At 28.0% G+C, this 15,707-nt stretch carries 11 protein-coding genes; 10 read left to right on the top strand and 1 reads right to left on the bottom strand.

The features are described from left to right. Positions 1-190 precede the first annotated feature (190 nt). The gene (gene ptsP / locus L3B98_RS18130) at positions 191-1,810 is read left to right on the top strand and encodes a phosphoenolpyruvate--protein phosphotransferase (RefSeq protein WP_238917785.1); all 1,620 of its coding nucleotides are present in this window, start codon (positions 191-193) and stop codon (positions 1,808-1,810) included. A gap of 145 nt (positions 1,811-1,955) precedes the next feature. Then, positions 1,956-3,230, top strand: a complete 1,275-nt coding sequence (locus L3B98_RS18125; RefSeq protein WP_238917784.1) for a tetratricopeptide repeat protein — start codon at positions 1,956-1,958, stop codon at positions 3,228-3,230. 85 nt (positions 3,231-3,315) lie between these two features. On the opposite strand, the gene L3B98_RS18120 is transcribed toward L3B98_RS18125, so the two are convergent. Continuing rightward, positions 3,316-3,924: a cell wall hydrolase gene (locus tag L3B98_RS18120; protein WP_015390379.1), complete on the bottom strand. Its 609-nt coding sequence runs from the start codon at positions 3,922-3,924 to the stop codon at positions 3,316-3,318. 226 nt (positions 3,925-4,150) lie between these two features. Here L3B98_RS18120 and cdaA point away from each other — a divergent pair, with 226 nt between their 5' ends. The 8 genes from cdaA (at position 4,151) to L3B98_RS18080 (ending at position 15,621) form a co-directional block, all read left to right on the top strand. Continuing rightward, on the top strand, positions 4,151-5,002 hold the full coding sequence (gene cdaA, locus L3B98_RS18115; protein ID WP_077359816.1) for a diadenylate cyclase CdaA: 852 nt from the start codon (positions 4,151-4,153) through the stop codon (positions 5,000-5,002). Beyond that, positions 4,975-6,195: a CdaR family protein gene (locus tag L3B98_RS18110; RefSeq protein WP_238917783.1), complete on the top strand. Its 1,221-nt coding sequence runs from the start codon at positions 4,975-4,977 to the stop codon at positions 6,193-6,195. The genes cdaA and L3B98_RS18110 overlap by 28 nt, the downstream gene beginning before the upstream one ends. A 276-nt stretch (positions 6,196-6,471) precedes the next feature. Beyond that, entirely contained in the window at positions 6,472-6,774 is a 303-nt protein-coding gene (locus L3B98_RS18105; protein ID WP_015390382.1) for a WXG100 family type VII secretion target, read from the top strand. A 39-nt stretch (positions 6,775-6,813) separates the two neighbouring features. Further along, entirely contained in the window at positions 6,814-7,323 is a 510-nt protein-coding gene (locus tag L3B98_RS18100) for a type VII secretion EssA family protein (protein ID WP_238917782.1), read from the top strand. Continuing rightward, positions 7,286-7,525: a hypothetical protein gene (locus L3B98_RS18095; RefSeq protein ID WP_238917781.1), complete on the top strand. Its 240-nt coding sequence runs from the start codon at positions 7,286-7,288 to the stop codon at positions 7,523-7,525. The genes L3B98_RS18100 and L3B98_RS18095 overlap by 38 nt, the downstream gene beginning before the upstream one ends. Positions 7,526-7,538: 13 nt before the next feature. Then, positions 7,539-8,771, top strand: a complete 1,233-nt coding sequence (gene essB / locus L3B98_RS18090; RefSeq protein WP_077359824.1) for a type VII secretion protein EssB — start codon at positions 7,539-7,541, stop codon at positions 8,769-8,771. An 8-nt stretch (positions 8,772-8,779) separates the two neighbouring features. After that, positions 8,780-13,210: a type VII secretion protein EssC gene (gene essC, locus L3B98_RS18085; protein ID WP_238917780.1), complete on the top strand. Its 4,431-nt coding sequence runs from the start codon at positions 8,780-8,782 to the stop codon at positions 13,208-13,210. Positions 13,211-13,245: 35 nt separating this feature from the next. After that, a complete protein-coding gene (locus tag L3B98_RS18080; RefSeq protein WP_238917779.1) occupies positions 13,246-15,621 on the top strand; it encodes a hypothetical protein in 2,376 nt (791 codons plus the stop codon). Positions 15,622-15,707 lie beyond the last annotated feature (86 nt).

Raw genomic sequence — 15,707 nt, 5'->3', positions numbered from 1 at the left:
CTAGAGATAAATTAAGCTATATGCACTTTTTTCGTTAAAAATCATAAAAAATAGGTTAAATTAAGTTAATTTTTTTGTTAATTATGTTATAATAGAAAAGGTTTATACTTAAAAGAAGATTTACAAATATAGTAATATGTAAAAATATCAAATTACAATAAAATTAATTATCAAGGAGGAGTTCCATATTATGAAAAAAGGTATTGCTGCTTCTAAGGGATATGCAATAGGAAGAGTTTTCTTACAAGAACATGAGGAAATTGTTATTAATGATGCAAAAATTACAGATATAGGTGCAGAAAAAGAAAAAATGCAAAAAGCATTAGATAGTTCTAAAGTACAATTAGAAACTATTAAAGCTAAAGCAGAAAAAGAAATGGGTGCAGAAAAAGCAGCAGTTTTTGAAGCACATATCACATTATTAGATGATCCAGAATTTACTGGTGCAATGATGATGGAAATTGAAAATAATAATGTAAATGGATTAAAAGCAATTGATAATGTTACAAATACTTTTGTTGCTATATTTGAATCGATGGACAATGAATACATGAGAGAAAGAGCTGCAGATATTAAAGATGTATCGAAGAGAATATTATCAAATTTTGCAGGTAAGGGCGGAGACTCTATTGCAATAAATGAAGATAATACAATTGTTGTAGCTCATGACTTAACACCATCGGATACAGCAGGTTTAGATAGAACTAAGGTTGTAGGATTTATTACTAATATTGGTGGAAGAACTTCACATGCAGCTATAATGGCTAGAACTTTAGAAATTCCAGCTGTACTTGGATTAGGCGATATAACTAGTTGTGTTAAAACTGGAGACACAATTATAGTTGATGGATTAACAGGAGATGTAATTATAAATCCATCAGAAGAAGTTGTTGCAGAATATAAAGTTAAAAAAGATAAATTCCAAGCAGAGCAAGAAGAATTAAAGAAATTAATAAATGTTAAAACTACTACTAAATCAGGTAGAAGAATCGAAGTTTGTGGTAATATTGGAAAGCCAGAAGATGTTCTTGGTGTTTTAGCAAATGGTGGAGATGGAGTAGGATTATTTAGAACAGAATTCTTATATATGGATAGAGATAGTGCTCCAACTGAAGATGAACAATTCGAGTCTTATAAGTTTGTTCTTGAAAAAATGGAAGGTAAGCAAGTTGTTATAAGAACTTTAGATATTGGTGGAGATAAGACTCTTCCATACTTACCATTGCCAGAAGAAATGAATCCTTTCTTAGGATATAGAGCAATTAGACTTTGCTTAGACAGAAAAGATATATTTAAGGTTCAATTAAGAGCATTACTTAGAGCTTCAATACATGGTAATCTTGCAGTTATGTTCCCAATGATATCAGGATTACAAGAATTCGAGCAAGCAAAAGAAGTTGTTGAAGAGTGTAAAGCTGAATTGAAGGCTGAAGGAAAAGAATACTCAGAAAATATCCAATGGGGTATTATGGTTGAAATTCCAGCAGCAGCAGTTTATGCTGATGAATTGGCTAAACATGTTGATTTCTTCTCAATAGGAACAAATGATTTAATTCAATATACATTAGCAGCTGATAGAATGAGTGAAAAAGTATCATATCTTTATAATCCAATGCACCCAGCAGTGCTTAGATTAATAAAGATGACTATAGATGGAGCACATAAACATGGTAAGTGGGTTGGAATGTGCGGAGAAATGGCTGGATATGAAGCAGCTATTCCAACATTAGTTGAATATGGATTAGATGAGTTCTCAATGAGTGCTACATCAATCTTAAATGCTAAGAAAATAATGTTAGAGCAAGAATAATATTGAATTTTTATAGAAAATAGAGGCTATCTCAAGTAATTGAGATAGCCTTAATTTTAATATTTAATTGTAAGTAACAGGTACAATATAATATACTATTAGAGTATAAGAGAATTATATCTTAATTGTGATAGGGGATATATTTATGGATAAAAGGGCTAAGAAGGCTTATGAAAAAGCTATGAATTATTATGAAAAAGGAAAAATAAATAAAGCACTTGAATTGTGTGAAGAAGCATTATCAGAAGGATTAGATAATCCACTTGTTTTAAATTTTAAGGGGCTTTTGTTGTATCAAAAGGGAAATTTAAATGAAGCAGTTACCGTATGGAGAATAAACCATAAGATAAATAATGATGCCATTGCAGAAAATTACATTAGGGATTCTGAAATGGATGAAATGAGACAAGATTTATACAATGAGGCAGAGCAAGCTTTAAATCAATTAAAAATTACAAAGGCATTAGAGTTATTTATGAAATGTGCAGAAAGTGATTTTAATAGTATAGATGTAAATACGAAGATTGCTTTATGTTACCAAAAGAAAGGTGATTTTTATAGAGCTAAAGAGTATGTTGATAAGGCTTTAATGATAGATGGAGATGCAATTTTAGCAAAATCTATTTATGAAGAGTTAAAACAAGAAGGAAATTATTCGAATTATAAAAAATCATCAAAAACATTTCTAGCTGTAATTATAGGATTAGTTTTAGCTCTTATAATAGGTGTTGGGGGATATTCGATAATTAAATTTAAGAATAGCAATTTGACAAATAATATATTAGCAGATAATACAGAGGAATCACAAAATAATGAGCAGAAATCTGAGGAAGATGCAAATAATTCAAAGCTAGTAGAACCAAATGATAAAGTTGAAGGGGAATCTAAAGCACAAATTGGGAGTACAAATTTAGATAAAGAAAAATTGAAATTAATGATAGGTAATAATGATTTTGATGGAATATATGTTCAACTAAAAGACATTAAACAAGAGGAAATAAAACCTGAAGATAACGAGATATACAAAAAGGCTATTAGTTTAATGAAAGATGCTGGTATATCAAAATTCTATGAAGTTGGATTGAAGTATTTTAATCAAAATAATTATTCAGAGGCGAAGGATGAGTTAGACAAGGCGTATACATATTGTGAAGGAAGTAGTATAAAGGAGCACATTTGGTTTTATAGGGCAAGTAGTTATGCTAAATTATCAGATGCTAATGAAGCGGTATCACAGTTTGAAAAATATTATGATAAGTATCCTAAAGGCGTATACACACAAGAAGCATTATATGAATTAGCATTGTTAACGAATAAAAGTGATAAAGAAAAAAGTAAAAAGTACGCAAATATGCTAATTAATAATTTTCCAAATTCAATTTATGTTAATGATAACATTGCAGCAATAGCAAGAAATTAAATTTTTTATTTTTAATAAGAAAAGGGTAAGCTATATTTAAAGATTATTGTAGCCTACCCTATTTTTATGCAATTAATGTTAGAAATTATGCTTTAATTTTGAAAAATGTATGATGACCTATGGTCATCTCGTTCATTTTTTGAGTTTCTTTCATCCAATTACATGTTGCTGTAACTGGATTATAGAAGAATAAAGCATCATTTGTGGGATCAGCACCTTTGATCGCATCGTATACCGCATTATAGCAATCTTGATCTGCAATGGCATTTATTTTACCATTTTTAACACAGGAAAAAGCATTTTTTTGAAAGATTACTTCTTTTATAGTATTTGGAAAATGTGGATCAATAGTACGATTTAATACTACAGAAGCAACGGCAACTTTTCCATTGTATGGCTCACCACCACTTTCAGCAAAAACAAGCTTTGCCATTAATTCTATATCTTCACCCGTTATATACAATTGTTGAGAGTTATGATTAAAAACTTGTAAAACTTCCTCATTCTTTTGGTTAGATAGTAAATAACTTTTTATATTAGTATCTGAATGATTTTCATCGAATGTTTGACTAACTGATGTACTATTAGTTTTACTACAAGTTTCATTTAAAGTTGCGGCAAAAACTAGTTTTGAATTAATAACGGAAAGATATAGTATTAAAGCAGTTACAAAAATACTACATTTCTTTTTCATAAAAAACCTCCTTTAGCATCGTGCAACAAATAATATTATTACCAAAGAAAGTAATTATATGCACTATTTATTTTAATAATCATTTATAGGCATAAGATAAACTACAGAATTAAGAAAAAATTATTATAAAAATAATTAAAAAGTAAGAAAATTATAATTCTCTTTATACCAACACATATAGTATTTGTTGTATAATTTTAATTAAGAGAGAATAGGGGTGAAGAATTTGCAAGAATTATTATTAATGTTAGAAAAAAGCTTTTCTAATATGTCGTTATGGTCTGTCTTAGATATATTAGTTGTATCTTTTATATTCTATAAAGCGTATATGTTAATAAAAGAAACAAGAGCAGAGCAATTATTAAAAGGTATATTATTAATAGTAGCATTAATCCCAATAAGCTACTTATTAAAATTAGATATGTTATATTTTATTTTAAATAAGACATTAACTATTGGAGTATTATCTGTAATTATAATTTTCCAACCTGAAATTAGAAGAGCTTTGGAGCATTTGGGGAGAAGTGCCTTTGATGATAAACATTATATAAATGATAAAGAAACAGTGATGAAGACTATTAATGAGATAGCAGTTGCAGTACAGAATTTAGCAGAGGCTAAAACTGGAGCTTTAATAGTAATAGAACAAAGTACAGGACTTAATGAAGTAATTGGTGCAGGTACATTACTGGATGCAAATGTAACCTCAAATCTTTTAGAAAATATATTTGTAGTAAATACGCCTCTTCATGATGGAGCAACTATTATAAGAAATAATAGAATCTTAGCATCAGGATGTGTTCTTCCACTAACTGATAATAATACAATTAATAAAAAGTTGGGAACAAGGCATAGAGCAGCACTTGGATTGTCAGAAGTATCAGATGCATTAATTATAATTGTGTCTGAGGAAACAGGAGTTGTATCTTTAGCTATAAATGGAAGAATCACAAGAGGTTATGATAAGGAAAGATTAAGTACTATATTAATAAAGATAATAGAAAATAGAGCTGAGAAGAAAGTTAAAACAGCAGGAGAGAAGGTGAAGTCGTGGATAAGGGTAAAAATAGAACGTTAATTCCTAAGATAATTTGTTTACTTTTATCCTTTGGATTATGGCTGTATGTTTCAAATGTTGAAAATCCACAAAGAACCCACGAATTAACTAATGTTCCAGTGGAATTGATTAATGAGGATTCTTTAGCTGATTCTAAATTTGCAATTGTTAATAAGCAGCAATTTACAGTAGACTTGGAGTTAGAAGGTCCATCTAGTGAAGTGTTAAAAGTCAAAAAAGAGGATTTTAAAATAGTTGTTGATATGTCTGCATATGCATTAAAAACTGGAGAGAATTTTATACCAGTTCAAATAATAAATGCTCCTCAGAAAATTAATATTAAAAATAATGGATTGTTAGGAATAAAGGTTAACTTAGAAGAATTGGAGAAAAAGGAATTTACAATAAAATCTAAAGTGAAGATTAAGTATAAAGAAAATATCTACGAGAAGGAACAAGTGATAAGTCCAAAGGTTGTAACAGCTACAGGTGGGAAAAGTTCTATAGAAAGAATTAGTGAAGCTGTTTTAGTAGGAGAAGAAAAGGATGTAGATAAAGATAAGCAAAGCGATTATGAAATAAAATTTTTAGATGCTTATGGAAATGAAGTGAATAATATTGAAGCTGATAATAAGACTGCAAAATTATCAATCTCTGTGATTAATGGAAAAGTAATACCTATAAATTTGAAAACTACGGGAAATATATCTAAAGGTTTTGTTTTGACTGGTTATGAGTTAAGCAAAAATAGTATAAATATACTGGGGGATAATCAAAATTTAAGCAAAGTACAAGCTGTGGATACTGAACCCGTGGACATATCATCATTGCAGGAAGATAGTGAACTGGAGGTAAAACTAAGTTTGCCAGAGGGTATCACGGCTCAAGATGGAGAAGAAACTATTAAAGTTAAGTTTAAGGTTCAAAAAGAAGAAAGTGTAACTAAGAATATATCATGTAATGTTCAATATAGTAATTTAAATGAGAATTTATCATTGGATAACCAGAATATTACTACAAATGTGACATTAACAGGGACAAAATCTGCTTTAGATAAAATAAGTGCTAAAAATATAAATGTAACATTAGATTTATCTAATTTAAAAGATGAAGGAACATTTGAATATACACCAAAAGCAACACTTGTTGATGGGACTGATGTTACTATCTCAGAGATTGGAAGTGTAAAGGTAGTAGTTAAAAAGAAAAATTAATATAAAAAAATTTTTTATGTTAAGTTTTAGTGAAATTATCACAATGAATAAAAAGTATAGAAGTATAGTGCAAAAAATTATGTATTATACTTCTTTATTTTTTTGCATTTATTTAAAAATAAAATTTAATTTAAATAATATATTTTTTTACTAGTTATAAATGTATAAAAATGTAGAATTTAATTGATAAATGGATGCTTAGTGTAAAATGTGTTAAATATATACAGAAAGTATTCTTTTATGTTATAATTGCTAGCTGAAGGGAGAGGATTGATTATGGCAAATCAAGGACAAATTAGAATTACACCAGAAAGAATGTTCGAAAGAGCTAAGGAATATCTTGGAGAGGCAGAAGCTATTGGACAAGTTATCAGTAAAATGGATACGTTGATAAATGAATTACAAAGTGAATGGGAAGGTCAAGCAAGTGCAAAATTTGCAGATCAATATAATGAATTAAAACCAAGTTTTCAAAAAATGCAAGAACTTACAGAAACAATAGCTAAACAATTACAACAAACTGGCAATGCTATGCAACAAATGGATCAAGACATTGCAAATCAATTTGGAGTAAGATAAAAAAAGAGATGTACATCATCTCTTTTTTAGGAGTTAACAATGAAAAAAATTATAATATTATTTGTAATGGCGTTTATGTATATATTTAATATTACTGAGATATATGCAGAAGATGGACTTAAAATAGATTCTAAATCATTGCAAGGGAGTGGTAATGAGGCATATGTATCAGTTACAGATATATATGGGATTCCTTTGTTCACAGAAAAGGTTATAAAGAATAAAAAAGAAAATGATCAAAAGAAAAAAGCAGAGTTGAATGAAATAAACAACAATGTATTTCTAAAGGTAACATCGACAAATAATGATACAAGTGAAGAAGTTAGAAAATTAGCTGAAAGTTATAATTTGTTTGTTAAACCTACAGAACATGCAAAGATTAAATATATGCGGGAAAATAGTAGTGATGAAGTATTAAAAGTATCAATTAGCATAATAATGTTATGTATACTAACAGCCATATTAACAAGAAAATATCATAAACATAAAAGTCAAAAGGAAGATTATAGTAATGAATATAAAGATTACGATAGACCTGAAAGCATATAGAAAAGGAGTATTTGATATCTCTGTAAATAGTGAACAAATAATAATTGAATGTTTGAAGATAATAAGTGAAAGTCAAAATTTAAGCTTAAACTTACTAGAAATAAATTATTGTAAATCAAAAAGAGAGAAAAAGGCAGTATCTGTATATAGTAGTTTTAAAGAAAGCAATATCTATACAGGAGATATATTAGAATTTATATAAAGGATAATTATAGATGAATGATAATAAATTGGAAGTAGTATTAAAAATATCAGATTTAAAAGCAAAGAACAGTATTGAAATCAATAGAATAGCATACGAGAATAGATATCTAGTTCCTTGTGAATTAGATATTCAAGAAGAAGAAGTTAAATTTATATATGATTTAAATGGATTGAAACTTTTTAGTGAGATAAAGAATGCAAAGCTTGTTGATAAATTGAGGGTAGCTATAAATATAAGTGATTTATTTGAAGTACTAGATGAATACTCATTTGATTTAAATCCGAATAATTTATATTGTGATTATAGTTTTAATGTGAAGATTTTAGGACGAGATATAAAGTTAGAAGAAGAAATTATAAATTATGAGGAAATGGTGCTTAAATATAAAAGTATAATTGCGTATATATTCAATGATGAGTACTCATACGATGATTTTTATAATGGGGGACTAGATTTAATAAAAGCTAATAAGCATATAAAAAAATATGCATTGCTTAATAGTGTTAAAGAAATACGGGATGAGCTTTTAGTAGAGTTACAAGAACAAGAACGAAATCAAAGAGAAAACTATATAGAAATAAAATTGAGAAGCTTAAAAATAAGAAAATATAGTATTGTTGGTATGAGTATAATAATTTTAGGATTATCAGTATACATGATTTATAATTCTATTTTCTTGAATCCATATTATTTAAATATAATAAAAGCCAACAATTATTATATGACAAAAGATTATGAAGGTGTAATTAAAAGCCTTGAATCAACAAGAGGATTAAAGCTTGATAAAGAATCTAAGTATAAACTTGCATATTCTTATATAATATCTGAAAACCTTTCGGATGCACAAAAGAAAAATATAATAGCAAATCTAGATGCAAAAAGTGATGAAAATATTTTGGATTATTGGATTGCATTAGGAAAATCTAAATATGATGAAGCAATAGACTTATCTAAAAAGCTTCAAGATGATGAATTGACGTTATATGCTCTTTTAAATAAAGATAAATACATTCAGGATAATAATAAGATGACAGGTGAAGAAAAGCAGAAAGAAAAAGAAGCTATCAAATCTGAAATTGATAAATTAACAAAAGAGCTTAATGGAAATAATACGTTTCAAAAAAATTCAGTGAATGATAAAAAAACTGAAAATATAAACGGAAATTCAACAAAGGAAGAAGTAGCTAAGGATAAAAATTCAAGTGAATCAAGTGGATTGAGTTTGGTTCCGAGCTCTAATTAGGAGGAAAAATGTATTACCGAAATAGTGTATTATTTTTTGTAAAAGATGTTGTAAGGGAAATTCCTTGTGATAAAAAAGTATATATAAAAGAGGACTTTACAATCGGAACTAATAGTAACTACATAGGAACAATCCTTTGTGATACTGAAAATGATAAAGTTATTTTAGATATTAATAATAGAAAAATGGAATTGGAACCTTTCGAAAAACAAAAAATTATTGGAATAGAAGATGTTTCAATCATGTATTTCATAAATGATAGAATTAAGGTTTCTACCAAAGGAAAAGACTTTATTAAGATAGGTGATTCAAAAGAAAATCAAATATCTTTGATTGAAGCTAAAGATATTAGATTAAGACTAGAAGGTAATAAATTATGCAGAGTTAATGGCAATAATACTGAAATATATGTAAATGGACGTATGAAAAAAGATAATCTAATTTCATTAAATGAAGCTGATTTAATATTAATAGACAAAATAAAAATTACATATTACAAAAATACCTTGTTAATTGAAGGAAATGAAAGATACTATGAAGCAAAACTTAAAAGAATACAAGTAAGTGAAATTAAATTTGATGGGTTTCCAGAATATAAAAGATCACCTAGAATAATTAAAATTCCACCTACAGAAGAGGTTGAATTAAAGAAGCCACCAAGCAAGGTTGAAAAGAAAAAAGGTCAGCTTGCAAGAATGATAGTTCCACCATTAGTAATGATGATTGTAACAATAGCGATAAGTATTTTAACGCCAAGAGGACTCTATGTTATCATGAGTATCGCGGGTACATCTATGACTACTGTATTTTCATTAACCACTTATTTAAGTGATAAAAAGGAAATGAAAATGAAAAACAAACGTAGAGTAGAAGTATATAATGAGTATTTGCTTAACATTAGAAAAAAGTTAGATCTATTAAGAAAAGAACAAATAGAATCATTGAAGTATCATAATCCATCATTAAAAGAAATAGATAAAATGACAGAATTCTATAGCAGCAGAATATATGAGAAAACATATATTGACGATGATTTTTTAAGTGTATCAATAGGAAAAGCAAGTATAGAAACAAGTTATAAAATAAAATTTTCTAATGATATTATTGAGTTGGAAAAAGATCCACTAGTTGAAAGTGCTGAAGAAGTATATAAAGAATTTAATAAAATTGATAATATGCCACTATCAATAGATTTGAAAAAAGCTCATTTAGGTATAGTTGGTCAAAAAAAATATATTCACGAACAATTAAATCTTTTATTTGCACAATTAACATTATTTCAAAGTTATCATGACCTTGAAATAATATTAGTGAGCAGTATGAAAGATAGGGAAGCATTTGAATGGTTAAACTGGTATCCACATTTTAATATAAGCTCAATAAATGTAAGAGGAATTATAGATACAGAAGGGTTGAGGGATCAAGTATTTAGTAATATTTCTCAAATATTAAAAGATCGAGATATAACAAGTGAAGAAAAGAAGGATAAAGTGAAATTCTTACCACATTATTTATTTGTTATAGATGAACCAAGCTTAGTATTAAATCATTCAATAATGGAATATTTGCAAAAGTATGATTCGAATTTAGGAATTTCTATAATATATACAAGTCAATTAGAGGCAAATTTACCAGAAAACATTAAGACTATTTTTAGAATAGACAACTATGAGCAAGGGACACTTGTAATCAACGAAGGAACATTGGTTAATAAAAAAATAGAACTAAACCATGTAGCTGTAGAATTAAGTAATATATCAAGACGATTAGCTTGTTTGCAGCATATTAAAGGTATGACTAATCAAATTCCTAATAGTATTACTTTTTTTGAAATGTATAAAGTTAAAAAGCCTGAAGATTTCAATGTAGAAAAAAGATGGATGAATAATCAAGCTTATAAGACTTTAGCAGTTCCATTAGGGGTAAGAGGACAACAAGATTATGTGTATTTAAATCTTCATGAAAAAGCACATGGTCCACATGGGCTTGTTGCAGGTACTACAGGATCAGGTAAGAGTGAAATAGTACAATCCTACATATTATCATTAGCAGTTAACTATCATCCATATGAAGTTGGATTTTTATTAATAGATTACAAAGGTGGAGGAATGGCTGGTTTATTCAAAAAACTTCCACACTTATTAGGAACTATAACAAATTTAGATGGTTCTGAAAGCATGAGAGCAATGGCTTCGATAAAAAGTGAGCTATCAAGAAGACAACAAATATTCAGTGAATATGGAGTAAACCATATTAATCAATATAATAAATTATTTAAAAATGGTGAAGCAAAAGAACCAATTCCGCATTTATTTTTAATTTCAGATGAGTTTGCAGAATTAAAAAAAGAACAACCTGACTTTATGAGCGAGTTGGTAAGTGCCGCACGTATTGGAAGAAGTTTGGGAATACATTTAATATTAGCAACACAAAAGCCATCAGGTGTTGTTGACGATCAAATTTGGAGTAACTCTAAATTTAAATTGGCTTTAAAAGTACAAAATGAAAGTGATAGTAATGAGGTTCTTAAAACCCCTGATGCAGCCAAAATCACTCAAGCAGGACGAGCTTATTTACAAGTAGGTAATAATGAAGTATATGAGTTATTTCAATCAGCTTGGAGTGGAGCAGTTTATGATAATGAAGAAGATGATGAGTCTATAGATGATAGAGTTTATATAATTAATGATATTGGTCAGGGAGAACTTTTGAATAATGATTTGAGTACTGGAACAGAAGACTTGAAGCTTAAGGAAACGGAATTAGATGTAACTGTTGGTTATATGGAAAAAGCATTTGAAAAATTAGAATTGAACGAAGTGAAAAAACCTTGGTTGCCACCGTTGGAAATCAAGATAACATCACCTCATATTGATATGGATAATATAGTGGATGTAATATCCTTTGAAGAGTTAGATTTAAATGTTTCACTAGGGCTTGTAGATAAACCAGAATTTCAAACTCAGGACGAATATGAGATAAACTTTAATAAAGATGGTAATTTTATGATTTTTTCATCAGCTGGATTTGGAAAAACAACTACATTAACTACGATTATATTATCACTGGCTGTTAAAAATTCGCCAAGAAATGTACAATTCTTTATACTTGACTTTGGTAATTCAGGTTTAATACTAATGAAAGAATTACCACATACAAGGGATTATATAAAGTTTGATGACAATGTGAAGTTTGGAAAGTTTTGCAATATAGTAGATGAAGAAGTTAAGAAAAGAAAAAGATTATTAGGAGAAGCTAGTGCAGCTAATTTCAGTATATATAATGAAGTAAGTGATAGTAAATTACCAGCTTTATTTATAGTAATAGATAATTATGATGCCATAAAAGAATTTGGATTAGAAGCAGAGGATTTTATTTTGAAGTTAACTAGAGATGGTGCAGGGATAGGAATATTTACAATAATAACAGCATCTCGACAAAATGCAGTTAAGTTTGCAGTTTTAAATAATTTTAAAAATAAAATAGCTCACTATATGTTTGATGAATCAGAAATAAATTCAATTATAGGAAGAGGTAATTATAAAGTAACAGATATTCCAGGTAGGGCTATGGTTAAGCTAGAAAGCCCTAATATAATGCAGGTTTATTCAGCTGTTGAATTTAAAAATGAAATACAGTATTCAAATAATATATTAGATATTGTAAAGAAACTTAAAACTTCATATACAGGAGAAGAAGTACAAGGTATTAGAATGCTTCCAGAAGTACTTACTGCTAAGATTCTAAGAAAATTTGCAGATGAGACTAGCTTTGAGAAGAAAATACCAGTTGGATTAGATGCTGAAGAGGTAAGAACTCAGTTTGTTGAATTAAATGGAATGATTCAGTTAATTATAGGAGCACCACAGACCGGTAAAACAAATCTTTTAAAAGTTTTACTTACATTGAAACAAGGTGTAGATGCATATTTAATTGATTCAAAAAATGGGGAACTGTATTCCTATAGAAATGAAGTTGATAGATATATTACAACGGTTGATGAAGGAAAAGAATTCTTAGAAGAAATTCAAGAAATAACTATGAAAAGAAGAGAAGAATTTGAAAAACAAAGAATTAGTGAGCCTAGCATTATACCAAAAATGTACTATGCATCATTGAAGCCAATCTTGGTATTAATCGATGATTGCGATAATTTTATTTATAATGTAACTTCAATTAAAGATATAAATGTAAATAAGATTATAGAGGATGCAATCAATGTAGGAATCACATTTGTTGCTACTGCTCAATCAAATGGTCTAAAGGGATATGATGATTTAACAAAAATGTTTAAAGGTGCTATAAATGCAATTATTTTAGGAAATCCAAATGAGCAAAATATCATAAATGCTTATATTAGGAATCCAGAAAATGCTATAGATTTAGGTTATATTAATAACAAAGGAAGAAATAAATTGATAAAAATACCAAAGATATAAATTAAGGGATTAAAAATTAGTAAGGGGGAAAAAAGTTGAAGGGCAAATTAAAACCTGTTCTTTTAATTGCAGGTGTTATAATTTTGACTTCAGTTAGTTCGTTCCTTCTTGGAAAGCAAGTTGAGGAGAAAAAGACATTACTTGGTAAGCAAGTTCAAAATGAAGAATCTACTCAAATTGCAGTTGTCAACCAAGATATGGGAACAAACTACAAGGACAAAAGTGTAAATTATGCTTCGGATTTAATAAAATCCTTAGATAATGATTTTGTATTGACTAATAGAGATGCAGGGAAAAGTGGTTTAGAAGATGGGAAATATGGAGCAATGGTAATAATTCCAGGTAATTTTTCTCAGAATATAACAACTATAAATGAAGTTACACCGTCTAAAGTAGAAGTTTATTATGAAACTAATGATAAATTAAGTGAAGAAAATAAACTTAAAGTGACAGCTAAGGTATCAAGTTTTGAAAAGAAATTAAATAGTAAGCTTAGTTACATGTATTTATCATCTGTATTCAATGAATTGCATCAAGGGCAAGATTATGTATCAGATATATTAAAAAATGATAATACTGATTTAGATTCAATAAATTCAATAAACGATGCAGATATACTTGAAACTATAAATTTAACGCAATTAGAAAGTCAAAACATTGATATAAAGGATTTAGATTTAAATAAGAATTTTGAAGAAAATAAAAAAATTATCAATGAAATTGATGAAAAATATAGAGATAGACTTTTAGAGCAAGAAGAACAATTTAATGGAGTGAAAAATGAACTGTTAAAGGTCACAGGAAATAGTTCTGTTGGAATTAAGTCTTTTAGAAGTAAAATTCAAAATATGACTCCAGAGGAATTAAGACGAGCATTATCAAAACGACATAATTATAACTATGGTGTATTGTCGAGAAATAATGATGTAAATGTTAGTGAAGTTAACGAATTTATAGAAGATTTTACTAAGAAAGATGGATATATAGATGACTTAGTTAACAAATATAATCAAAATGTTTTATCCCAAGTTGATGAAAAAGGGAAAAATGCAATTGGGAAAGCTAATGAAAATCTAGATAAAGTAAAAGAAACAACAGATTTTAGTAAGGATACGTTAGAAAACAGCACTATAAAACAATTGAAAAGTTTAAGAAGTAATATTGTTCTTGGAAATAATCCTAAACTACAATCACTAAATGAAGAATATTTATTATATGGAGAAATGATTAAGGAGCTTAGAAAGAGTAATCCGGGAGAATTTGATAGAGTTTATAATAATGTTGTTGCTGAAAATAAGATTAATTATTCTAATATATTAAAAGATCCTGCTGCAGAAAGATCTCCAGGTAATACATTTGCAAACGGGAATGATTTGAAGACATATATTACTAACATTCCAGTTGAGCAAAAAGATTCATTTGTATTAGACAGAAGCAGTAAATATAAGAATGCTAATGTAAATGCTCTTAGTTTGAATGGAAATGTGAAGACAATAGATGATGTAATTGGACAAGTAAATAGTGTTAATGATAAATTAAAGGAATGCTCAACCTCAACAAATAATCTTCAAAAGGATTCTGACTATAAATTCATCAGTAATCTATTTACAGAGGATACTAAAAAAACATTAGATGAAAAATTAAAGCTAAATGAGTCTCTTGTTGATGAAATAAAGGATGACTTAACAGGAAAAAATAAAAAATCATTAATTTCCACAATGCAAACTAATAACACTAAAAATGTGGAAAGCGTAAAAGATAAAGTTGAAGCTGTAGTTGAAAAGACAGTTGCAGATGATGGTCCTATTGATGTTAATCAAGTGTTAAAAATATTTGATGAAAATTATGTGAGCAGATTTGATGACTTAATTAAGAAAGTTGAAAATTTGACTAAAACTCCAAAAAGATTAAGTAAAGATAAAGAAATTTCAGAGCTTTGGGATAAATATAATAAAGCTAATGAAGATTTAAATAAAGCAGTAACTAAACAGCTTGATGATTATGGGAAAGCTGTAGAAACTTCACATGATGAAGCTGAAAAGCATGTAACTACAATGCAAGAAGACTTAAACAAAGGAATTCAGGCATCACAAAGTAAGCTTTCAGGTGCACTTCAAGATGCTAAAGAAACAAAGGAAAGTACTGCTAATTCCAATAAAGAAAAGTTAAATTCATTAGCACACGTATTATCAAATTCAAGAGTTGGTACAGTAGAAAATACAGATATGTATAATTTTATGATTAATCCTGTATCTACAATAAAAACTGAAAATTTATTGGGAAAGGTATCTGAACCAGCAAAAACAAGTAATTATGATAAAGATATTGAGATATTTATATTCGTAATACTTAGTATTTCAACAATAGCAATTGGATTGTCAGTACGTAAAAGAAAGAAAAATATATTATAAAAATAAATTTAATATGAGTGAATGATCCAGTAAGGATTTCCGAAATAATTGAAATAGTCCCTATATAGTTTTTGAAAAATTATTAT

Origin of the sequence: Clostridium sp. YIM B02555 (assembly GCF_022320955.1) — a bacterium.
Taxonomy (GTDB): domain Bacteria; phylum Bacillota; class Clostridia; order Clostridiales; family Clostridiaceae; genus Clostridium; species Clostridium saccharoperbutylacetonicum.
This window is presented reverse-complemented; position numbering and strand designations above follow the sequence as displayed.

Coding starts and splice junctions, on each gene's coding strand:
- ptsP (WP_238917785.1), top strand. CDS start 191: ATGAAAAAAGGTATTGCTGCTTCTAAGGGATATGCAATAGGAAGAGTT.
- L3B98_RS18125 (WP_238917784.1), top strand. CDS start 1,956: ATGGATAAAAGGGCTAAGAAGGCTTATGAAAAAGCTATGAATTATTAT.
- L3B98_RS18120 (WP_015390379.1), bottom strand. CDS start 3,924: ATGAAAAAGAAATGTAGTATTTTTGTAACTGCTTTAATACTATATCTT.
- L3B98_RS18105 (WP_015390382.1), top strand. CDS start 6,472: ATGGCAAATCAAGGACAAATTAGAATTACACCAGAAAGAATGTTCGAA.
- L3B98_RS18100 (WP_238917782.1), top strand. CDS start 6,814: ATGAAAAAAATTATAATATTATTTGTAATGGCGTTTATGTATATATTT.
- L3B98_RS18095 (WP_238917781.1), top strand. CDS start 7,286: ATGAATATAAAGATTACGATAGACCTGAAAGCATATAGAAAAGGAGTA.
- essB (WP_077359824.1), top strand. CDS start 7,539: ATGAATGATAATAAATTGGAAGTAGTATTAAAAATATCAGATTTAAAA.
- essC (WP_238917780.1), top strand. CDS start 8,780: ATGTATTACCGAAATAGTGTATTATTTTTTGTAAAAGATGTTGTAAGG.